Genomic DNA, 21,202 nt, shown 5'->3' with positions numbered 1-21,202 from the left:
TGGAACAATTCTGGAACTCAAGGTAGCGGAGGCATGCTTTGCAGCAGATCACGAAACTCTGGAAGACGCTGACCCTGCGCAACCGTATCATCGTCATCGGCGCCGCAGTCGCGATGTTTTGGGCGGTTCTGGCCCTCGCACGCATGGCATCCACACCGAGCATGACCTTGCTTTACGCGGGGCTCGAAAGTGGTGCCGCAGGCGAGGTTGTCGCAGCGCTAGAGCAACACGGCGTCCGATACGAGGTGCGCAACGATGCGATTCTCGTCGACGCGACGCGCCGGGATGAACTGCGCATGATTCTGGCTGGCGAGGGTCTCCCGCGGTTGGGCGCGAGCGGTTACGAACTGCTCGATGGATTGTCGGGCTTTAGCACCACATCACAGATGTTCGACGCAGCCTACTGGCGCGCCAAGGAGGGTGAATTGGCCCGGACGATCGTCTCGCATCCCGCGATTCTGGCGGCACGGGTTCATATCGCCTCGACCGGGGCCAATCCATTTCAGCGAAATATTCGCAGGTCCGCTTCGGTATCGCTCACCACAAACGGGGCCGAGATCTCCGTCAAACATGCGCGTGCGCTGCAGTTTCTCATCGCATCTGCCGTCGCCGATCTTACGCCTGACGACGTATCCATAATCGATGCCGAGGGGGCCTTGGTGAACGGGGCCGAAGAAACCAAGGCCAACACCGCGGATGAACGCGCAGAGGGCTTGCGCCTGCGCGCCCAGCGTCTGCTTGAGGCGCGCGTCGGGCCCGGAAATGCCGTCGTCGAGATCGCGCTCGAGGCCGTCACACAAACCGAATCAACCCGCGAGCGGCGATTTGACCCCGAGGGACGTGTTGCCATAAGCACGGACACCGAAGAACGCGCGAACACCTCAAGCGGCAACGACACCAGCGTTACAGTCGCCTCCAACCTGCCGGACGGGGATGCGGCCGCAACTGGAACATCGGCCAGCGAGAACACCGAGACACGCGAACGCGTGAACTATGAAGTGTCCAGCACTGAGCGTGAGATCATTCAGCAACCCGGCGCGATCAAGCGCATGACAGTTGCGGTTCTGATCAACGGGATCACCGCCCCCGACGCTAGCGGCACACCAGTCTTTGCCCCGCGCCCCGCAGAGGAACTGACTGCGCTTGGCGATCTTGTTGCTTCTGCAGTGGGTTTGGACGAAACGCGCGGCGACGTGTTGACGATTCGCACCTTGCAATTCCAGCCTGCAGAACCGGCCGGCACACTTGTCGAAGCGGGCTTGCTTCAGCGTCTTGCCATCGACACCATGACCTTGGTTCAATCGCTGGTTCTGGCGATCGTGGCTCTTGTGCTGGGCCTTTTTGTACTACGCCCAATCCTCTCGCGCCCTGCCCCGCAACCCCTCTCGCAACTGAGTGCTCCCGCACGGCGGGCTCCGGACCCGGAACCTGTACTCACGCCCCTTTCTGGCTTGATCGACGACGGCGACATCGACGTCTCGGATCTGTCCGATGTGTCCGAGACACCGCAAACGGGTCTGCGCCCGCGTCTTGATGACAATGCAGACGATCCGGTCGCACGTCTGCGCACGCTGATCGGGCAACGCCAGGAGGAAACCGTTGAGATCCTGCGCACCTGGCTGGAAGGCGAAGAGGAGAGGGTTTGATGTCGATTGCACATCTGTTGCACGACTTTGGCGCGCTCTCCCAAGGGAAACCCGTTGCGATCACGGATGTCTCGCTTGAGGAAGAACGCCTCGAAGCCTTCGAGAAAGGCTATCAGGCGGGGTGGGACGATTGTGTAAAATCGCAGGTCGAGGATGGTCGCAGGATCACCGCTGATCTCGCCCAGAACCTGCAGGACATCGGCTTTACCTACGAGGAAGTGCACGGCGAGATCATGGGTGCGATGCAGCGTCTATTGCAGCAGATCACGCAAACGGTGCTACCCCCGCTCAGCCACGCGATGTTGGTCCCGCAGGTGACCGAAATCCTCCATGACTTGCTCGAGACCAACGGGCGTCAGCCGGTTCAGCTGACAGCCGGCCCCGCGGACCTCGCGATCCTGCGTCGTCTGACCGCCGAGATGCCTGATCTTGCCTGCACCTTGACAGAGGATCAAACCCTGGCGAGCGGTCAGGTTCTCCTGCGCTTGGGCGAGAGCGAACGCGCGCTCGACATGCCGGATGTCTTGCTGAGGATCGAGAACGCGGTATCCGGATTCTTCCAGCAAAATCAGAGGATAGTGGCATGATGGATGACAAGACCGACAGCAGCGAAACCTGTCCCAACGATCTGCACAATCCGTTTTCCTCGGTCCCGATCGAGATCACTGTGTCGGTCGGCAAGGCGCGCCCGCTGATCCGGGACCTGCTGAAACTTGGCAAGAACGCGGTTCTGGTCCTCGACCGGCGCGTTGACGATGCCGTGGAACTCTACGTGGGCGAGCGCCTCATCGCGCGCGGTCAACTCGAAGAGCTCGCGGGAGATCAACATGGTCAGATTGCCGTGCGTGTCACAGAGGTTGCGAACTTGCAGGATGGGTTATGATGAGGGCCGGTCTGATCCTCTTCGGATTGAGCGTCCTCTTTCTGGCAGGGCATGCCTCTGGTGCGGCGGCACAGGATCTCACCTTGTCCTTGGGCGACGGCGGCTCGTTGTCGGCACGCACGCTGCAACTGATCGCCTTGATTACGGTACTCAGCCTCGCGCCGGGGATTGCGATCATGGTAACGTGCTTTCCCTTTGTCGTCACGGTCCTCTCCATTCTGAGACAAGGACTCGGCCTGCAACAATCCCCCCCGAACATGCTGATCGTGAGCCTCGCGCTCTTTCTGACCTTTTTCGTGATGGAACCCGTTTTTACCCAAGCCTGGGAGACCGGAATCGAGCCGCTGCTGCAGGAACGCCTGTCCACTGACCTCGCCATCGAGCGGACACTGGCCCCCTTTCGAGTGTTCATGTTCGGTCGCGTGGACCCTGACACTTTGGCAACCATGGCCGCCCTGCGCCCAGAGACGGCCACACCTCCGACAGGGCCGGACGCACCACTCTCGATTCTTATTCCCAGTTTCATGCTGTCGGAAATCGCACGTGCTTTTCAGATCGGCTTTCTGGTTTTTCTGCCTTTTCTGATCATCGACCTCGTGGTTGCGGCCATCCTGATGTCGATGGGCATGATGATGGTCCCGCCTGCCATCGTCTCTTTACCCTTCAAGCTGGCATTCTTTGTCGTCGCCGATGGCTGGACACTGATCGCAGAAAGCCTCGTGCGCGGATACCTTTAGCAAACCGGTGCAATCCGCACTGTGAACACAGCCCACCACATGCGCGCGTCTGGGGGAGAATTTTCGAAAGGACATCGGCCTTTGGGTGACTTTGAGCCTAAGCCCCGGCTATAGTGCCCACCAGCGCGCCAACAATACGGGTCAGACAGCAGGGGATCGCATTGACTATTCTGGGTATGACCTGTCTGCACGATGATGGTCCCTATGTCGTTGAATGGCTGGCGCACCATCTGGCGCTCGGTTTTGACAGAATGCTGGTTTACAGCCATGACTGCACCGATGGCAGCGCGGCATTACTGGACCTCCTCACTCAGGACCCGCGGATATTGCATGTGGAATTTTCCCCAAAAGGCGGCAAATCCGTGCAATGGCAAGCGTTGCGCCACTTGCGCGACACCGAAGGGTACAAGAAGGCCGACTGGGCGCTCTTCTTTGATTGTGACGAATTTCTCTGCGGTCATTTCAACAGCCTGCACGACCTGCTTGCAGATTACGAACGACTTGCCGGGCAATTCGACGCCCTCGCCCTGCCGTGGCGATTGTTCGGCTCAGGCGGCCACAAGCGACGTGCCGCAGGCCTGACACCAGAGCGTTTCACCCGCGCGGCACCATTTGATCTGCATTTCCCGCTGGCCCATCTCTTCAAGACGCTGCACAGGCCGCGTGCCTTTCGGCAGCCCGGCGTCCACCGCCCACGCGCACGCCAAGCTCATGCGGCAAGGTGGATCGGTCCGGACGGCCGGCATCTTGCCGAAGGGTTCGCGGCAAACGACAACGCAATCTCGCTCTATGGCGCGCTCAAGGCCCCAGCACTCGCCTGGCTCAACCACTATTCGCTCCGCTCGGTCGAGGAATTCATGCTCAAACGCGCCCGTGGATTGCCCAATCATATGGACCGCGAGATCGGGATCGCCTATTGGGCCGAACGCAACTGGAATACAGTCGACGCCACAGAGATCCTGCCCATGATGCGCAACACCCGGCAAGAAATTGAGCGGCTCATGGCCATGCCGGCTGTCGCGGCGGCGCAATCGGCCTGTCTCGCAACCCACGCTAACCGCTATCAAACGCTGATGCAGGAAATCGAGTCTGTTCGGCTGGCGTTCAGACTGGGCTTTCTAACCGACAGCACTCCCCCCTCGGCCGAAGAGGGGCGCGCGTTTCTGGCCGCTCAGCTGCACTTGACCAAAGGTGGCGCCGACACATGACCGGGCAAGTGATCGAACGCCGCATGGCAAGCCAAGAGCTCGGGGGGACTGTCCTGCTCGATGCCGTCGAAACACGTCACGATGGCGAGCGGCGCGTCACGCTCTTTTTCGCGCCCAAGGTTGACCCTGCCCTGATAGAAGCGCCGAAAGGCGCAGTGCTCCTCGCAGAAATGAGCGTGGGCAGTGCGCCCATCCTCATCTATTCCGCGCCCGAAGGACGCCTTGCGTTTCAGACACCCAGCGGCGCGATGGACGTGACCCCGGCCGAGGCCGAGTTATCCCTGCTGGAAGGCCGCGACACCATCGCCGCCGTGCGCAACGGAGAGGATGCCGAGACCGTTCTGACTTGGCTGGCGTTCCATGCCGATCAGCAGCGGATGACCGGTGCCGTGATCCTCGACCGCGCATCTCCCGGTTCGGACCCGGAATTTGCTCAGGCGCTGCGCGAGGGGCTCAGCAAGAGCGGGCGCGACATCCGGGTTATCCTGCTCACGAGCGATCAGCCGCTGGGCTATCCCGATGCCCCGCCCGAAGCGCATCCCTTTTGTGTTCCAGAGGCGCCGGGCAAGGACCGGATGGAAATACCCGCACCCGCGCCATGGCAGTCGCCCCTCGGAGCGCTCAGCTACTACGAAATTGCCCGCCACCGCTTTCTGGCAGAGGCCCGCGCCGTGGCCAATATCGACGTTCACGATCTGGTCGTAACCGGGCCCGAGACGATCTTTGATAGCGCAGTTGCCGCTCGCGGTGGCTTGATCGTACTGATCGGGCGGCATTGCTATCCTTGGCGCGTGCGCAATGGTCAGCCAACGCGCTTTGCCGATCACATCTGCGTTCAATTCGATTCGGGTGGCGGGCGGCAGCGCTGGTGCCTCGCGCCTTCGAAACTGCCCAAGGATGCGGTCTGGCGTCTGCTGCGGGTGGGCAATGCCCGCCCAGATGCGGCCCGCACACAGGGGTTTCATCGGCACATGGCGCTGCGCCACCCGACCCCGTCAATCTCGCGGATCGTGCCGAAATCCTCTTTGATCGAGCACCCACCGCTGCTGGAGCGCGCGCAATCCTACTTTGATCACACACCGGTGCGCATGCCTGAAATCGCCCCCGATCCGCTACATGGCGGACGCGGGCGCGCGGCAATCGTTACGACGATGAAGAACGAGGGTCCTTTTATCCTCGAATGGCTGGCCTATCACCGCGCGATAGGGTTCGACGATATCCTCGTCTACACCAACGACTGTACCGACGGCACCGACACCATGCTTCAACTGCTGGAGCGCAAGGGATTTGTGCAGCATCGCGACAACCGCTTTCGCGAGATGGACTTGCCCCCGCAACATGCCGCTCTGCAATCCGCCGAGAGTGAGCCGGTGATCAAATCTGCCACTTGGATCACCTGCATCGACGTGGATGAATACATCAACATCAAAACCGGCGATGGCACGCTCGATGCGCTCTTCGCTGCGGTGCCGGATGCCAACATGATCGCGATGACCTGGCGGCTTTTTGGAAATGGCGATGTGCGAGACTATGTCGACCGCCCCATTACCGAACAGTTTCTGCGCTGTGCCCCGGAATTTGCGCGCAAACCGCATCAGGCCTGGGGATTCAAGACCCTGTTCCAGAATATCGGCTTGTTCAAGAAACTGGGGGTGCATCGCCCCAAGGGGCTTAACCCCCAACTCTGGGAAGAAATCAACTGGGTGAATGGATCGGGCAAGCCCCTGCCTCGCGAAATGTATCGCAATGGCTGGCGGTCAACGATCGAGACGTATGGCTACGACCTCGTGCAACTCAATCATTACGCCGTCCGCTCTGCCGAGAGTTTCTTGGTCAAGCGTGACAGGGGGCGGGTGAACCATGTGGACCGCGACCAAGGCCTCGCTTACTGGTTTCGCATGAACAACAATTTCCAGGAGGATCTCTCGATTCAGCCGCGCCTCGCGATGATGCGGGCCGAGCTGGATCGGCTGATGCAGGACCCTGAAATTGCCGCCGCGCATCACCATTCGGTAGCCTGCCATCGCGCAAAAATCGCCGAATTGCGCGCGACCGAAAATTACAGCAACTTCTTCGCAGAATTGACAAGCCCCCGCATGGAACGCCTGTCGCGGTTGCACGGCCACTTTGGATCGAATGTCTTTCTATCCGGTCCGGGCGTGATCCCTGACGAGGTTGCATCACGCGACCCCATGGCTGAGTGGTTCTTTACCGTGGAGTTGCAGGGCGATACCGCGCATTAGCCGAAATCGGCTGAAATCGCCTCTACCAGCTCGTCCATATCAGGGTCCATCCGCAATGACGCCGCTTTGCGTCGGTGCCACTCGACGCCTTTGGCGTGCAAATCTGCCAACTGCGGGTCCCTTTTGAACAGCTCAAGCCATTCCGCGGTTTTCTCGCTGTACCGCGCAACCGATTGATCAATTTCATCATTCAGGTTGAATTTGTCCCAATATTCCTTGCCCAGAACATGATGCGAATGGTTGGCCCGCCCGCGCGCGCGCTTGACCAAGAAGCTGTCCATGGAGCGCAACGCATAATGGTTCACCTGCGCATGCGTAAAAAGCGGCGGATTCTCCGTCCGGCGCCCGTTCACGACATAATCAAGGCCGCCGGGCAGGACGCGCCGCACGGTGGCAATATGTTCCTCTCGCGACACCGGCGCATGCAGGCCCATGCGCAGGAACTTGTGCTGATTGGTGTAGAGAGATTTGACGAACTTGCCGGTACCGGGCCGCGTCTCGGCGTCCCATTCATATTCGCCCTTGGTGAATTGTTCGGTCACGGGCTTGTCGACGAACTGGCCGACACCATTCGGTCCAAACACACGCCATGGTACCGAAATCACATCCGCATCTGCACCGGACCCTTGGACCAACGCCCGCACGGAACCGTCCCCCAGATGAATATTCAGGAACTCGTCCACATCACACACAAACACCCAGGACGCATTCAGCACGATGTCATAGCGGCGGCTGGCCTGCCGCAGAGCGCTGCGGTGAATGCCCGCCTTGCGCACAACCGTGTCATGCTGCGTGACATGGCCCATCTCTTGCAGCCGCCGCAGGATTTCAACCGTCGTATCTGTGCAATCGTTGGTGCAAACCAGAATATGATCGAAACCGAGCGTTTTGTAATGCGCCACCCATTCCAGGATATAAGGGGCCTCGTTCTTCATCGTCGAGACGACGGTATAGGTCTCTGTGCTCATATCCGCCTCTTTGCGCGCGCCGTATGGCGGCTCTGTTTTGCCGTCACCTTAACGTGAGCATCCCCGCCAAGACAAGCCGCATGGCGGCGCTGACACGAACCCGCAATTTCACTGACGCCTCCCATTCTGACGATTCACAAACCCGGTCAGAGCGTCTAATCTGCTCGAAATCGCACTGTGCCGACGGCATGGCGCGCTAGAAGGAGAGTTTCTGGTGGCACGGATACGCGAGGTTGGGACGCTCTGGATTGGCGGCGCACTGAGTTGGCTGGAACAGATTTGCCTCAAGTCCTTTGTGGACAAGGGTCAGAAGATCACCCTCTTCGCTTATGAACCCATCCCGAACATGCCCGCAGGGGTCATCTTTCGCGACGGGCGCGAGATCATCGACACCGAAGATTTCATAAAATACGAGCAGAAGAACAGCTACGCACTCTTTGCCGACTGGTTTCGCCTGCACATGATCCACAAATGCCCCGGCATGATCTGGGTGGATACCGATGTCTATTGCCATCGCCCGATGGACTATGACAGCGACTATGTGTTGGGCTATGAATTGCCGGGCGAGCGTCGCGTGAACAACGCGGTGCTCGGCCTGCCCGCCGACAGCGAGATTCTGGCGCAGATGCTAGAATTTACGTCGGATCGCTATTCCATCGCCCCTTTTCTGCCCCGCAAGCGTCAAGAGATGATGCGCAAACAGGCGCAAAAGGGCAAACCAGTGCATGTTTCGCAGCAACCCTGGGGCGTTTGGGGGCCGATGATGGTCACGCATTATGTCCATGCATTGGGTCTGGAAGAGCATGTGCAGCCGCTCAACGCCTTTTACCCGATCACCTTTCCGGAACGATTCAAGTTCCTGCGGCGGGCGGAGCTGGCAGAGGGGCTGATAACGCCGGAAACCACGGCGCTGCACCTCTGGGCCTCGAACAAGCGTCAATTGGGCAATATTCACAACGGCCTTCCACCCAAAGGATCCTATCTGGAGAGGCTGGTGCAGGAGACCGGCATCACGCCAGCACTGGCGCCGATCAAGGGGCGTGGCAACACAACTTTCGAAGGGGCCCTGATCGACGAGTTGGACCTCGACACTGTCACGGTAGCGGCAGATCTGACCGGACAGGCCCGCGGGTTCATGCTGGCCCTGCACCACAAGTTCGATTGCGACATCCAGCTGATCAACTGCAACCGCCGCGGCAAATTCAAAGACGGTGATCAGGAGTGGCTGGCGGGCTACATGTCTTTTTTGATCGAGAATGATGTAAGCCCCGACCGCATCCGGGTCCTGCGCGCAGAGTCGGACCTGCGCCCGGTGGATGTCTTATGCAATCTCTCGGGCTTTGGCGACCGTCACAACGTGCCGTTCCTTGGGAAATTCCTCGAACGCTGTCTGCATGCGGACAGTCGCGTCTTCATGGATGTGCGCAAAGGCTCGGGGGCGTTTCCGTTTCTGAAGGCGTTTGGCACCTACACAGCCCTCTCGACGCGCGAGGATGACGGGCATCCGATCACCCGCATTCGTCTCCAGCCCAAGGCGCCAGAGGTTGCACCGACCGAAGACACTTGGGACCAGATCGCGCATCAGTTGGCCGGACGGGACGGCTGGTATCGTGCGGGGCCAGAGGGGCACAGCTTTCTCTTCATGCCCCGCGATCCGGATACGCTGGTGGTCACATTCGACAACCTTGATATCGCCATGACCAAGCGCGAGGACCGGCGCCCTTGGGGATACAATTTCATTCAGGAACAAGGCTGGTCGATGTTGGGCGTTCTGGCAGGCGGCTGGACATGGTATCGCGAGCCATGGGTTTGCGATCAGTTCGACACCCTCAAGCAAGACGGCTTCTTCAAGAAGTTTCGCCGGGTCGTGTTCTATGGCGCTTCGATGGGGGGCTATGCTGCCTGTGCCTTTGCGCCGGCAGCGCCCGGTTGCGACGTGGTCGCCATCTCGCCTCAGAGCACGGTCGACAGATCCATCGTCCCTTGGGAAACCCGCTACAAGACCGTGTGGGACAGGGATTTTTCCGGAAAGTACGGAGACGCCGCAGAGGTAAGTCGTGCGGCCCATCGTGTGTCGATCCTCTATGATCCCTATGAGCCACTCGATGCTCAACATGCAGCGCGATTCCAACATCCAAATGTGCAGCACCTGCGCGCGCCCCTTCTGGGGCATCGTTTGGGCAGCGCGCTTAATCAGATGGGCATTCTCAGCCCGATCATCCTTGGGGCCCTGAATGGCACTCTGACGACGCAGGACTATTACCGCCTGCTGCGCGCTCGGCGCGACTTGCCGCGCTACCAACGCGAATTGTTCAACCGCGCTGTTGCCAAAGGGCACGCCAAACTTGCCGAAAGGCTTGGGGAGAAAATTCTGGCTCAGAACCCGAATCGTGCCGTGCGCATCGGTCTCGAGGCACTCAAGGCGGGGTGATCCCCGGATCTCGGCCCCAAACCGCCGCGCCCTCATCGCACGACGAATTCGGCATGCAGCGCCCCGGCCGCCTTGATACTCTTGAGTATGTCGATCATGTCTCGCGGGGCCACACCCAGCGCGTTCAAACCCGCAATCACCTCCGAGAGCGAGGTTCCCGGCAAAACCTCGGCCAATCCGATCCCTGGCTCTTCTTCGATACCCGCCTGGGTGCGCGGCACCACGACGGTCTCACCTTGGGCAAAGGGATTGGGTTGTACCACCAGTGGCGTTTCCTGAATGCGCAGGGTGAGATTACCCTGCGATACGGCCACCCGCGAAATCCGGACATCCTGCCCCATCACGATCGTGCCGGAGCGTTGATCCACCACCACTCGCGCCTTGCGCTCGGGCTCGACCAGAATATTTTCGATCTGGCCAAGGGCATGGGCAGGAGAAGCGGCACGCATGCGCGAGAGCGTCAATTGCACGGTGCCCGCGTCTAGCATAACGGCCGCGTCGCGCCCCAGGGTGCCGTTGATCGCAGTCTCGATCCGCGCGGCAGTGGTGAAATCCGGCTCTCTCAAGGCAAGACGGACCGTGTCCAGCGCGGTAAAATCAAAGTCGATTTCGCGTTCGATCCGCGCCCCAGAGGGGATCACGCCCGCCGTCGGCACCCCTTGCACGACGCCGCCCGCATCCCCTTGGGCGGCGACGCCACCCGCGATGATCGTACCCTGAGCCACGGCATAGATCTGACCATCGGCCGCATTGAGGGGCGTCATCACAAGGGTTCCGCCCAACAGGCTCTTGGCATCGCCAATGGCGGATATTGTCACGTCGATCTGGCCCCCAGCACGGGCAAAGGGTGGTAGTTCAGCGGTGACAAAGACTGCAGCGACGTTCTTGGGGCGAAATTGCTCTCCAGAAACGTTTATCCCGAGGCGTTCGAGAATGTTCGACATGATCTCTTCGGTGAACGGCGCGTTGCGCAATCCATCCCCCGTGCCATTCAGCCCCACGACAAGGCCGTACCCCACAAGATCATTGCCACGCACCCCGTCGAACTCGACCAGATCCTTGATCCGGATCGGACTGGCGGATGCCGCGATGCCGGCGACCGCAAACGCCAGAACCGCGCCCCCCCTGACAATTTGCGACCAGAGCCTCATGACAGGAAATTCAACAGGCTGAGACGCGATGCGCGCGCCGTGACGGTATAGAGCGACTCCAGTTGGATTTGCACCTGCTCCAGGTCGACCGCTGTCTCGAACGCATCCACAGAGATCAGTTCCGCGCGTGCGATCTCGAAACTGGTGATTTCAGTGGCAATCCGCACCGTCGATTGCGCGATCCGGTTCTCAGCTTGACCGAGACTGGCGCGCATTGCGGTCAGCACATCCTGATGCGCCAGGAGCGCGACACCCGCCCCTGACGCAAGAGCGATCCGATCACCCAACGGCAGGGAAAGACCTGCATCATCGCTGGCAGCAATCAGCGCCACCTGCTTGAGCGCCTCGCGCATGCCCGTGTCATCTGCCCGGATATCAAGGGCGACAGACTCGCCCGAGCCAAGCCTGTATGTGGCAACCTCGCTGTGCCCGCCCTGATAGATCGAGGCCAGAAACCCGCCCGACGGGCTATCAAAATAGATATCCAGCCGGCTTTGCACCTCTGCGGCGCTCGTCGCCCCGATGAGAGCGCCTCGCACCTCGGACAGCAGAGTTTCGGCCGGGGCCAAAGGGCTTGTGTCGGTCTGCGCCCCGGAAAACAGGGACCGGCCGGCAACCTCTGTGTTAAGGGCCCCGATCAGGGAACCAAGGGCCTGAACGGCACTATTCGCAACGTCTGAGACTTGGCGTGTCGTACCGGCCGTCCCGAGCGTGATGGCCTGCGCCGCCAGGTCGGTGGTTGCGCTCTGCACACGGGCGAGCGCGGCCTGCATGACCTCTGTGTCGGTTGCAGCCTCGCGTGCTGCCGTACGATGCCCTGACAAGAGCACCAGCTCGTGCTCGATATCGGCCAGCGGCAGGAAGTTTCCCGACAGGTGCCGCCCAAGGTCTGCCGCCCGTCCGCTGCTCAATTCCAGCCCAAGGCGGTCCAGTTGCTGGCGCAGGTCCACACCCTGCCGGCGCAGCGCAAAGGATTGGGCAAGATCACCAATGGTCTGAAAATTCATGGTCATATCCTCAGCAGGGTATCAAGCATGTCATCAATCGTCTGGATCATGCGGGCATTGGCGCCGAACGCCTGCTCCACAAGCAACAGACGCTGCAGTTCCGCGTCCCTGTCTACGCCGGTGGCCAATTCTTGTGCCCTGAACTCTTCGGCCTGACCCGTGGCAAAGCTTTGGCGCTCTTCCGTTGCAACCCGCTCTTGCGAGAGGCTCGAGATCAGGGTCGCTGCATGATTGGCGGCAGAACGCATTCCCCCTCCCAAAAGGCCGGACGGCAAACTGGTGGTCTGTGTCAAGGCACGGCTCAGCGCCCCAAGCAGCGCCCCGTTTCCCGGCGGCCCGGCGAGCGATGCCCCAAGGCCGTCTCGAATCCGGAAGACTGCCCCTCCTTGGGAGGGATCAACAACCCGCGTGACCGCGATCCGGCCGGCAAGGCCAAGCTCGTTCTCCGCGGCAAAAACAGTGCCCGCATCCGTCAGGAAACCCGGCGTGTCCGGCGCGCGTGTCGCGTCCAGGCCCGGTTCCTGAAATCGCTCCACCAGATCGCGTGCCAGCGCATCAAGCTTTGCATTCGCCTCAACCGCCGCGCGGTCCCGAATGTCGAACAATGCGCCAAGCCGCCCGCCTTGCAAGGGTCCTCGATCAGCTCCGACGGGTACGTCGGTTCCGTCGATTGCGATACCTGAGACATGCCCGCCTTCGCGTGTCATGTGTGGCGTCACCAGCGGTGCGGGTTCAAAGGTGACGTTGACGGCCCGTCCATCCAGCAACATTCCCCCGGCCGTGGTCACAAGCGCCACAGAGGCATCCCCGCGCGGCAGTTGCCGCAGAGGAACAATCAGTGACAGCGCGTCGATCGCGCGCTGACGCTGATCCTCAAGTGCCGTGATGTCATGGCCGCGCGACTGACCCATAGTGATCTGGGTGTTGAGCGCGGCGACCTCTTTGAGACCCGTGTTCAACGCCTGCACCGCGGTGGCAATGTCGCGATCTGCGGAGGTTCTCAGGCGCGCGATGTCTGCGGCGGCATCGTTGATCCCCGTGGTCAGGCTCTGTGCGGCGCTTAGGACCGCCGCAAGACGGTTCGTATCCTCGGGGCGGTTTGCCGCCGCGTCGAGCGCCGCCTCAAATCTGGCCACCCGACCTGTGAGGGAATTGGGCGCATCGGGCGTGCCAACCGCGGTCTCAACCGCGCGCGCGAACCCGGCCTGCACCTCAGAGGCCGCGCGGGCGCTATCGGCCAGACGCCGGTCGGACAGAAGACCCTGATCGACCTGCCGCACGACACCCATGACCTGGACGCCGCGACTGTCCCGCGTCGCCGCAAGCGTGATCTCGCGCGGCGCGAACCCCTCGGTCAGCGCATTCGCGAGATTGCCCGACAGCACGTCGACCGCGCGAGTATTGGCGGCCAGCCCGCTGAGGGCGCTGGACAGGGCCGAACCGAGGGTCATGGCATTTCCTTTCCTTCTGCCTCAGACAGGCGATTAGCGGATGATGTTGGTTGTTTCCTGCAGCATCTCGTCGACAGTTTGGATTACCTTGGCATTCGAGGAATAGGCGCGCTGCGTCTGGATCATGTCCGTCAGCTCGCCGGCAACATCGGTTGCGGATTCCTGGCGGGCAAAGGCCACGATGTCGCCTGTCGGCCCGTCCCCTGCATCCCAGAGAAAGAACGAGCCGCTATCGGTCGAGGGCAGGTAGGTCTGTTGATCCATCGACACCATGCCGTTCGGATTGGGCAGGTCCACGAGCGGCACCTGATATACAATCCGACTGACCCCGGTATCGAAGGTGGCGCGGACAAATCCGTTGGCGTCCACTTCTGCAGAGGTCATGTTGCCAACCGGAGAGCCATCCTTGGCGATAGAGAGCGGTGCAAAGCTGTCCGAAAGCTGGCTCATCCCATCAGAGGTGCCGGGCCGTCCGATATTGATCTCGATCGGCCCGCCTGCGACATCGACGATGATGCTGCCGCTGGTCGGATCATAGGCCCCGCCTGTCAAACTCTGGACATCAAGAAGCGTGCCTCCCGTTTCGCGCGCGTCGTCGAAGGTCAAGACATACTCACCGATGAGCGCATTGCCCTGCGCGGAGTCCGTCAGGGTTACGGTCCATTCATTCGAGAGGCCCGTCGCGGGAATGGTCGGCGTGAACTGCATCGAAATCGTCTCGGACGTGCCGAGATTGTCGAAATACTCGATCGAAAGCTGTTGTGGATCGCCCAGACTGTCAGAACGCGTCTCTGTGGCAGGCAGGTTGATGCCCAGATTGATGGCGGTGGTCGGCTCGCCGGTCAGTTGATTGACATTGATCTGGACGGCTTCCAGTCCCGTGCTCGTATCACGGGAAAACTCGGGGATGGAGCCGTCGGGATTGGCGGGCCAGCCCAAAAGAACCAGGCCGGATTCCGTGACCAGCCGCCCCTGGGAATCGGTACGGAACGAACCGGTTGTGGTCAGCAGCATCTGTGGATCGCCATTGCCAACCGAGAGGTCGGTGACGCGCGCAACCGGGAGAAATCCACGGTCACGCACCGCGAGATCGGTCGGGTTCGCAGAGCTGACAATCGCGCCGCCTTGATCAATCAGGCGCTGCGTTCCTGCGCGCACCCCGCCTGCCGTATAGCTGCCACCACGACCAGAGATGACAACGGATTCGAAATCGGCCTCAACGCGGCGATAGCCGAAGGTCGATGAGTTGGCGATATTGTCCGAGATCGTGGCGAGCCGCGTGGCATTCGCGTTCAGCCCCGCAACGCTGGCATTGAGTGAGGAGGAAATTGTCATGGATACGCCCTTCTGCTGCGTCGACCAACCTTGGGACTCAGGCATACGCGCGTAACTTTAACAGTCCGCTAATGGATAAAAATCTCGCTAGTTCTCTCTATCTCGGGATCGCAGCAGGATCATCTGGAGCCTGTTGTTACGCAGGTCCATCGGATCGGTGACATTCGGCGACCGGTCCGCGTGACCCGTGATCCTGCGCATCCGGGGGGCCGCGAGGCCCGCGTCCTCTAGCATCCGGCGAAACTGATTGGCGCGCGCGGTGGACAAGTCCCAAACGGGGTTTCGGACCAGCGTAATGGGCTGCGCGCGCGCATAGCCCGCGAGTGCCGCATCGTTGATCACAAGATTGGCTGCAGAGGCCAAGAGCACCGAAAGGTCTTGGAGCAATCGCGTCGGGCTGGTCTGTTCCGCCTCAAAAAGCAGGGCACCGGGCAGGTCGAAAATCTCGATCACCAGCCCCTCATCGGTCACACGGGTCACGATGTGGCGCAACAGGTCGTCCGATACCATACTCTCGCCGCTGCGGCCGGTCAGCATGGATTCGATGGTGGAAAATGCCTGTGCTTCGGCCTCTTGCTCCGCCGAAAGATTGCCCCCCTCCATCTGGCCCATTTCGCCTCGCGCCTGCTGGCTGGAGGTTGCCAGACGTTGCGCGGCACCAGTGCCATTCTGCGCCAAAACATCCTGAGAAAAGACGCTCTCGCCACCAAAGGCCCCTTCGCCCCCGCCTGACGTCCGGCTGATCGGAACAGTCGGGCTGAAATAGTCCGATATCCCCTTGCGTTGTTGTTCCGTCGTCGCGTTCAACAGCCACATCAGCAGGAAAAAGGCCATCATGGCCGTGACAAAGTCTGCATAAGCGACTTTCCAGGCACCGCCATGATGCCCGCCACCGCCCACAACCTTCTTCCGTTTGATGACGACTGGCGCGGCATTGCTCTGCGCGCCCATTCTCACCACCTTTGTACTCACCCGCGTCAAGGGTTAGCACAACAGAGCTTACCGGGCTGTTAACACCTCAAGTTTTAACAACTTACCGGTCCTAAGCCTGCCCCGGCAACCACAGGACAATCGCCGGAAAGGCCACCAGCAGCGCAATAGTGACGGCATCCGCGACAAAGAACGGGGCCACGCCCTTGAACACATCCTGCACGCTGATATCGTCCCGCACCCCCGCCACGACAAAGCAATTGAGCCCGATGGGTGGGGTGATCAAACAGAATTCTGCCATCTTGACCACGAGGATGCCGAACCAGATCGCGCACATGGGCCCCGACATGCCAAAGGTGCTCTCGGCCGCGCTGACCGCAACGCCGCCATTCAGCGCCATGACCGCCGGATAGACCACCGGCAGCGTCAACAGCAGCATTCCGATCGCATCCATGAACATGCCCAAGACGGCATAGGCCAACAGGATGCAGATCAGGATAAGCATCGGCGACATGGTCAGAGAGGTGATCCAATTGGCAAAGGCATGCGGCAGATCCGCAAAGCCGAGAAAGCGCACATAGATCAGCACGCCCCAGATGATCGTGAAGATCATCACGCTCAGCTTGGCGGTTTCCAGCAGAGCATCCTTCAACTCGGGCCACCGCATCCCGCGATAAAGCGCGACCAGAAACACGAGAAACGCGCCGATAGCCCCGCCTTCGGTCGGGGTGCCCCAGGCATCGCCGCCAAACGGGTTGTAGACAAAGAACACGATGGTCACGACCACAAAGACGATGGGCAGCGCAGGAGGCAATGAAACGAACCGCTCGCGCCATGTAAAGCCCGTGACCGGCGGGCCGAACCCCTTGATGGTCAGGGCCAAACCGATGATCAAGGTCACATAGACAACCGCCGAGAACACCCCCGGCACAAAGCCCGCCAACAAGAGCTTGCCCACGTCCTGCTCGACGATGATCGCGTAGATAACAAGGAGCGCCGAGGGCGGGATCAGGCTGGCCAAGGTGCCGCTGGCGGCCACGACGCCTGCGGCAAAACGCTTGTCATATCCGATCTTGAGCATCTCGGGGATGGCGATGCGGGCAAAGACCGCCGCCGTCGCCACGCTCGCCCCCGACACGGCGGCAAAGCCCGCGGTGGCGAACACCGTCGAGACCGCAAGCCCCCCCGGAACCCATGCAATCCAGCGCTTTGCCGCCTCGAACAGTGCCTGCGTGAGGCCTGCGTAATACGCGAGATATCCAATCAGAATGAATGTGGGAATGAGGCTCAGCGCCTGCGAACTCACCTTGGAATGGGGCACCTGCCCCGCGGTCTTGACCGCAACGGTCAGGGCCCAGAAGAATTCGTCACCCGCATAGCCCTTTTTGGACCAGAAAATCCAGATCAGGCCAATGACACCGGCAAGGGCCGCTGCAAAAGCCACCCGCATGCCCAAAATCACGACGACCAGCATGATACCGGTGACGACGATTCCGATCTCGATGGGTTCCATCAGGCGCTTTCCTTACGTGTCATGGCCGGTCAATTGCGCGGCTTCTCGCGCGGCCTGCGTGGCCACATCCTCGATCAGGGGCACCGCAACTGGTTGTTCGGACCCAGAGATGAACGCCCGCCCATAAGCCCAGACTTGCAGCGCCAGCCGTAGGGAAAGCACGGCAAAGGCGATGGGAGCCAGTATCTTGGCGGGCCAGATCGGCAGGCCAATGTCGATGGTGCTGTCCCGGCTCCACATCGGCGCGGCCCAATCGAAACTGCGCTGGAAATGCGCCCAACTGCCCCAAACCAGCAATAGCATCAGGATCAGCACGGCCAGCGTCGTGATGAGCTCGACCAACCAGAGCGACCGGCCGCGCAGCATCCCGACCACCACATCCATGCGAATATGTCCCCCGTCCCTCTGCGTATAGGCCACGCCCATGAACGCGATAAGCGGCATGATCTGTTCGATCCAGTCGACATAGCCGGGCACAGGTTGATTAAAGAAATTCCGCCCACTGACAGAGATCACCGCAAGGATCATGATGCTGAACACCGCAAGGCCGCTCAGCAGCGCGAGCAGCCGCTCAAGGCGATAGAGGTGCCGGTCGAGATGGCTCAGAAGGCTGTTATCGGACAGCACGGATGCAGAACCCGCCATCGGTTTTCCCCCTGTCTTTGTGGGAAGAGAAGCGACCCACCGCGCGGATTGCGCAGTGGGTCGACGTCATCGACTCAGGAGCCGCCCTTGATTTCAGTCAGTTTGGTCGTCACGAAATCATAGAGTTCCTGCGCCGGCAGGCCGCGTGCGGTATTCTCTTCGATCCAGCTCTGCGCGGCCGGTCCGGCGGCCACTTCCTTGAACGCATCGAGCGACGCCTGATCAAAGTTGACCGAGGTGATCCCGCGCTCTTCAAGGGCAGGGCCCCAAGCCTTCATGGTCTCGTTCTCGTAATAGTCGATGTAATGCGTCAACGCTTCGTCGACCGATCCGAGCAGCGCCTCGCGCTCGGCATCGCTCAGCGCATTGAGAGCATCGTTATTGACGACAACCGGGCAATTCACCGTGCCGGGGTTGAGGTTGGCGGTCCACCAAGTCGCGCTCTCGATAGTGCCAAAGGACATATGTGCATGCGGCGCAAAGCTGACGGCCTTGACGACGCCGCTGTCCATCGACTGCCGCACTTCGGTCGCCGACATCGAGGTAGGCACAGCGCCGATGGCCTCCATGGCCGCGCCGATGCCGCCCAAGGCGCGCACACTCATGCCTTTGAAGTCCTCGGGGCTGTCCGGCACGTCACCGGCACCGACAAAATTGTATTGCGGCATCGGTGTGGGCATCAAAAGCGTGGCATTCCAACGTGCCAGATCGGCCTGAACTGCCGGATGCGCATAGAGCGCCTGCGCCAGCGCCGTTTCCTGCTCCAGCGTTTCCACACCAAGGAAGGGCAATTCCATCACCGTCAGCGACGGGTTCTTGTCGGCGTGATACCCAGCACAGAACTGCGCCATTTCAAACGCCCCGATAGAGATCCCATCGAGGTTCTCTTTCTCGTTCGAGAGGCCGCCATAGCTGATGTTCAGGGTGAATTCGCCATTGGTCTTGGCGCTCACCAATTCCGCGATCTTTTCCACATGCTCGGTAAAGGCGCGGCGCTTGCCCCAGACGGACACGTTCCACTCCGTCGCCATCGCCTCGCCCGCGAAGGCAAGGCTGATGGCCGCCACAGCGGTGTAGGTCAGATATTTTTTCATGCTTCTTCTCCCTGTTTTAGATGTTTGATTGGGGTCGCCACGCGGAAATAGGTCAACTTTGTTCTTTTGAAACAAAGAAAACCGCCAGCAACCCAGAGGATTGCCCGTACAACACACCAGCAGCGCCACTTTGTCCAGTCCTTAGGAGACAGAGGCCTTGATCAACCGCTTGGTCGGGTCGGGGACTGTGTGAGGACCGAGAGCGAGCAGGTCCGGCGACTGACTTTGCACGGGCCGCGCAGGTCAGTCGCCCCGGTCCCCTCGCGCCTCAGAACTGCGGCAGACCGTTGTCGAGGTCATAGGATTTGACCGTCATCAGCGGCTGGTCCGCGTCATGTGCGAACACGAACACATGCGCCCGGTTATCCGCCAGTGTCATGCGGCAGAACATCTTGTCCATGTCGAACTCTGACGGACAAATCGCAAGATCGACATGCTCAATGGCGTGCTCAAACACCTCATAGGTCATGCGCCCCTCGGTTAGCGTGGCGATTTCGGCATGGGATGCGACCGCCGCAACGCCGCAAAGCGCGGCAAGACCAAGGCTGTGAAAGAGGGGGAGATTCATTATCTGATTCCTTTTATCAGGTATTTAGAATTTTCGCATACTATTTTAGTCAACTAATTGAAAGCCTCGTCTGGTCAGTCCCCCTACGCCATGCTAAACGCGGCCCACTCGCGTGACGAAAGGTTCCGCATGCCAGACAGTGCACCCGCCAGACCTGCCCTCTCGCGGCCTGAATTCATCGCCATGATGGCGATGATGGCCGCGACGGTCGCGTTCTCCATCGACGCTATGCTGCCCGGCCTGCCCCATATCGCCGAGGCGCTCACACCGGACGCTCCGAACCGTGCGCAGCTGATCATCACCGCTTTTCTGCTAGGGCTTGGGGTGGGCACTTTTGTTTCCGGCCCACTTTCGGATTCCTTTGGTCGCAAGCGAGTGATCCTGATCGGTGCGGCGATCTATGCGGCGGGGGCCGCTCTGGCGATGGCGGCCCCAAGCCTTGAGACATTGCTTGCCGCGCGCGCGGTGCAGGGTGTTGGGGCTGCGGCCTTTCGCATCGTGTCGATCGCGATCATTCGCGATCTCTACGCCGGGCGCGAAATGGCACGTCTCATGTCCTTCGTGATGATGGTCTTTGCGCTGACACCTGCCATGGCCCCCCTTCTGGGCGCGGGCGTTATCGTGCTGGCGGGTTGGCGCGGGGTTTTTGCGGCCTTCGTGGTCTTTGCGCTGACCCTGTCGCTCTGGATGGCGCTGCGCCTGCCTGAACCCCTGCCACCACAAGCGCGCCGCGCGTTTCGGGCCGCGCCCCTCTGGGCCGCGCTGCGAGAGGTTCTGGCCCATCCGGTGACACGCGTGGCCATTGTGGTGCAAATGCTGTGCATGACCACGCTTTTCACCTCGCTCAGCATGGTGCAGCCGATATTCGATGAAACCTTCGGCCGCGCCGCAAGCTTTCCTTATTGGTTCTTCCTGATGGCTCTGATTGCAGGTTGCGGCAGCTTCCTCAACTCCCGTCTTGTCATGCGCCTCGGGGTAGAGCGGATGGTGAGCGGAGCACTGGCGGCACAAATCGTGCTTTCCAGCATCGCGATTGCAGTCTGGCAGATCGGCCTGCCGCCCGGCGCGCAATTCGCCACCTTCCTGATCTGGCAGACCAGCGTTTTCTTTCAGGCCGGGCTGACACTTGGCAATCTCAACGCGCTGGCGATGGCCCCCATGGGTGCGATCGCGGGCATGGCCGCAAGCGTGACCGGCGCTGTGGCCACCGTGGGCAGCGTCGCGATTGCCGTGCCCATCGGGCAGCACTTCGCGGGCACCCCGATGCCTGCGCATCTTGGCGTGCTTGGCGCGGTGCTGACAGGCTTTGTCCTGATGCAACGCTTGCGGGCGCGCACTGCGGAGATGGTCTGAGTCATTTTATTTTGTATACCGTCGCATACTATCTTTATC

The 21,202-nt window shown here is 60.7% G+C and carries 18 protein-coding genes; 8 read left to right on the top strand and 10 right to left on the bottom strand.

Annotated elements, in window-relative coordinates; genetic code table 11:
* Positions 1-38: 38 nt before the first annotated feature.
* The 6 genes from fliF (at position 39) to MVC20_RS04865 (ending at position 6,717) form a co-directional block, all read left to right on the top strand.
* On the top strand, positions 39-1,646 hold the full coding sequence (gene fliF / locus MVC20_RS04890) for a flagellar basal-body MS-ring/collar protein FliF (protein WP_297539006.1): 1,608 nt from the start codon (positions 39-41) through the stop codon (positions 1,644-1,646).
* On the top strand, positions 1,646-2,233 hold the full coding sequence (locus MVC20_RS04885; protein WP_297539004.1) for a flagellar biosynthesis protein: 588 nt from the start codon (positions 1,646-1,648) through the stop codon (positions 2,231-2,233). Before fliF ends, MVC20_RS04885 begins: the two co-directional genes overlap by 1 nt.
* Positions 2,233-2,529, top strand: a complete 297-nt coding sequence (locus tag MVC20_RS04880; RefSeq protein WP_297539147.1) for a FliM/FliN family flagellar motor C-terminal domain-containing protein — start codon at positions 2,233-2,235, stop codon at positions 2,527-2,529. Before MVC20_RS04885 ends, MVC20_RS04880 begins: the two co-directional genes overlap by 1 nt.
* On the top strand, positions 2,529-3,266 hold the full coding sequence (gene fliP, locus MVC20_RS04875; RefSeq protein ID WP_297539002.1) for a flagellar type III secretion system pore protein FliP: 738 nt from the start codon (positions 2,529-2,531) through the stop codon (positions 3,264-3,266). Before MVC20_RS04880 ends, fliP begins: the two co-directional genes overlap by 1 nt.
* Before the next feature lie 161 nt (positions 3,267-3,427).
* A complete protein-coding gene (locus MVC20_RS04870; RefSeq protein WP_297539000.1) occupies positions 3,428-4,474 on the top strand; it encodes a glycosyltransferase family 2 protein in 1,047 nt (348 codons plus the stop codon).
* Complete coding sequence (locus tag MVC20_RS04865; protein ID WP_297538998.1) at positions 4,471-6,717, top strand: glycosyltransferase family 2 protein; 2,247 nt, start codon at positions 4,471-4,473, stop codon at positions 6,715-6,717. Before MVC20_RS04870 ends, MVC20_RS04865 begins: the two co-directional genes overlap by 4 nt.
* Here MVC20_RS04865 and MVC20_RS04860 read toward each other — a convergent pair.
* On the bottom strand, positions 6,714-7,685 hold the full coding sequence (locus tag MVC20_RS04860; RefSeq protein ID WP_297538996.1) for a glycosyltransferase family 2 protein: 972 nt from the start codon (positions 7,683-7,685) through the stop codon (positions 6,714-6,716). The genes MVC20_RS04865 and MVC20_RS04860 overlap by 4 nt on opposite strands.
* A gap of 214 nt (positions 7,686-7,899) precedes the next feature.
* Between MVC20_RS04860 and MVC20_RS04855 the strand changes: the two genes are divergently transcribed.
* Positions 7,900-10,116 carry a hypothetical protein gene (locus MVC20_RS04855; protein WP_297538994.1) on the top strand — a complete coding sequence of 739 codons (2,217 nt, stop codon included), beginning with the start codon at positions 7,900-7,902 and terminating at the stop codon, positions 10,114-10,116.
* A 32-nt stretch (positions 10,117-10,148) separates the two neighbouring features.
* On the opposite strand, the gene MVC20_RS04850 is transcribed toward MVC20_RS04855, so the two are convergent.
* From MVC20_RS04850 to MVC20_RS04810, 9 genes are all read right to left on the bottom strand, one after another.
* Entirely contained in the window at positions 10,149-11,267 is a 1,119-nt protein-coding gene (locus tag MVC20_RS04850; RefSeq protein ID WP_297538992.1) for a flagellar basal body P-ring protein FlgI, read from the bottom strand.
* Positions 11,264-12,274 (bottom strand): flagellin, encoded by a 1,011-nt coding sequence (locus MVC20_RS04845; protein WP_297538990.1) that lies wholly within the window; start codon positions 12,272-12,274, stop codon positions 11,264-11,266. The genes MVC20_RS04850 and MVC20_RS04845 overlap by 4 nt, the downstream gene beginning before the upstream one ends.
* 2 nt (positions 12,275-12,276) lie before the next feature.
* Positions 12,277-13,725: a flagellar hook-associated protein FlgK gene (gene flgK / locus MVC20_RS04840; RefSeq protein WP_297538988.1), complete on the bottom strand. Its 1,449-nt coding sequence runs from the start codon at positions 13,723-13,725 to the stop codon at positions 12,277-12,279.
* A 33-nt stretch (positions 13,726-13,758) separates the two neighbouring features.
* Complete coding sequence (locus MVC20_RS04835) at positions 13,759-15,060, bottom strand: flagellar hook-basal body complex protein (protein WP_297538986.1); 1,302 nt, start codon at positions 15,058-15,060, stop codon at positions 13,759-13,761.
* Between the two features lie 87 nt (positions 15,061-15,147).
* Positions 15,148-16,011 (bottom strand): flagellar motor protein MotB, encoded by an 864-nt coding sequence (locus tag MVC20_RS04830; protein WP_297538984.1) that lies wholly within the window; start codon positions 16,009-16,011, stop codon positions 15,148-15,150.
* A 91-nt stretch (positions 16,012-16,102) separates the two neighbouring features.
* Positions 16,103-17,503, bottom strand: a complete 1,401-nt coding sequence (locus MVC20_RS04825) for a TRAP transporter large permease (protein WP_297538982.1) — start codon at positions 17,501-17,503, stop codon at positions 16,103-16,105.
* A gap of 12 nt (positions 17,504-17,515) precedes the next feature.
* Positions 17,516-18,148 carry a TRAP transporter small permease gene (locus MVC20_RS04820; RefSeq protein WP_297538980.1) on the bottom strand — a complete coding sequence of 211 codons (633 nt, stop codon included), beginning with the start codon at positions 18,146-18,148 and terminating at the stop codon, positions 17,516-17,518.
* A 74-nt stretch (positions 18,149-18,222) separates the two neighbouring features.
* On the bottom strand, positions 18,223-19,242 hold the full coding sequence (locus tag MVC20_RS04815) for a C4-dicarboxylate TRAP transporter substrate-binding protein (RefSeq protein ID WP_297538978.1): 1,020 nt from the start codon (positions 19,240-19,242) through the stop codon (positions 18,223-18,225).
* 268 nt (positions 19,243-19,510) lie between these two features.
* On the bottom strand, positions 19,511-19,810 hold the full coding sequence (locus tag MVC20_RS04810) for a hypothetical protein (RefSeq protein WP_297538976.1): 300 nt from the start codon (positions 19,808-19,810) through the stop codon (positions 19,511-19,513).
* Positions 19,811-19,939: 129 nt separating this feature from the next.
* Between MVC20_RS04810 and MVC20_RS04805 the strand changes: the two genes are divergently transcribed.
* Positions 19,940-21,163, top strand: coding sequence for an MFS transporter (locus MVC20_RS04805; RefSeq protein WP_297538974.1), 1,224 nt, complete (start codon positions 19,940-19,942; stop codon positions 21,161-21,163).
* The last annotated feature ends 39 nt before the right edge of the window (positions 21,164-21,202 follow it).

It is taken from the genome of Roseovarius sp., assembly GCF_027019125.1.
Classification (GTDB): Bacteria; Pseudomonadota; Alphaproteobacteria; order Rhodobacterales; family Rhodobacteraceae; genus Roseovarius.
This window is presented reverse-complemented; position numbering and strand designations above follow the sequence as displayed.

Bases quoted from the DNA above. Each gene is read 5' to 3' on its own strand.
- MVC20_RS04885 (WP_297539004.1), top strand. From the start codon at position 1,646: ATGTCGATTGCACATCTGTTGCACGACTTTGGCGCGCTCTCCCAAGGG.
- MVC20_RS04880 (WP_297539147.1), top strand. From the start codon at position 2,233: ATGGATGACAAGACCGACAGCAGCGAAACCTGTCCCAACGATCTGCAC.
- fliP (WP_297539002.1), top strand. From the start codon at position 2,529: ATGAGGGCCGGTCTGATCCTCTTCGGATTGAGCGTCCTCTTTCTGGCA.
- MVC20_RS04865 (WP_297538998.1), top strand. From the start codon at position 4,471: ATGACCGGGCAAGTGATCGAACGCCGCATGGCAAGCCAAGAGCTCGGG.
- MVC20_RS04860 (WP_297538996.1), bottom strand. From the start codon at position 7,685: ATGAGCACAGAGACCTATACCGTCGTCTCGACGATGAAGAACGAGGCC.
- MVC20_RS04850 (WP_297538992.1), bottom strand. From the start codon at position 11,267: ATGAGGCTCTGGTCGCAAATTGTCAGGGGGGGCGCGGTTCTGGCGTTT.
- MVC20_RS04845 (WP_297538990.1), bottom strand. From the start codon at position 12,274: ATGAATTTTCAGACCATTGGTGATCTTGCCCAATCCTTTGCGCTGCGC.
- flgK (WP_297538988.1), bottom strand. From the start codon at position 13,725: ATGACCCTCGGTTCGGCCCTGTCCAGCGCCCTCAGCGGGCTGGCCGCC.
- MVC20_RS04835 (WP_297538986.1), bottom strand. From the start codon at position 15,060: ATGACAATTTCCTCCTCACTCAATGCCAGCGTTGCGGGGCTGAACGCG.
- MVC20_RS04830 (WP_297538984.1), bottom strand. From the start codon at position 16,011: ATGGGCGCGCAGAGCAATGCCGCGCCAGTCGTCATCAAACGGAAGAAG.
- MVC20_RS04825 (WP_297538982.1), bottom strand. From the start codon at position 17,503: ATGGAACCCATCGAGATCGGAATCGTCGTCACCGGTATCATGCTGGTC.
- MVC20_RS04820 (WP_297538980.1), bottom strand. From the start codon at position 18,148: ATGGCGGGTTCTGCATCCGTGCTGTCCGATAACAGCCTTCTGAGCCAT.
- MVC20_RS04815 (WP_297538978.1), bottom strand. From the start codon at position 19,242: ATGAAAAAATATCTGACCTACACCGCTGTGGCGGCCATCAGCCTTGCC.
- MVC20_RS04810 (WP_297538976.1), bottom strand. From the start codon at position 19,810: ATGAATCTCCCCCTCTTTCACAGCCTTGGTCTTGCCGCGCTTTGCGGC.
- MVC20_RS04805 (WP_297538974.1), top strand. From the start codon at position 19,940: ATGCCAGACAGTGCACCCGCCAGACCTGCCCTCTCGCGGCCTGAATTC.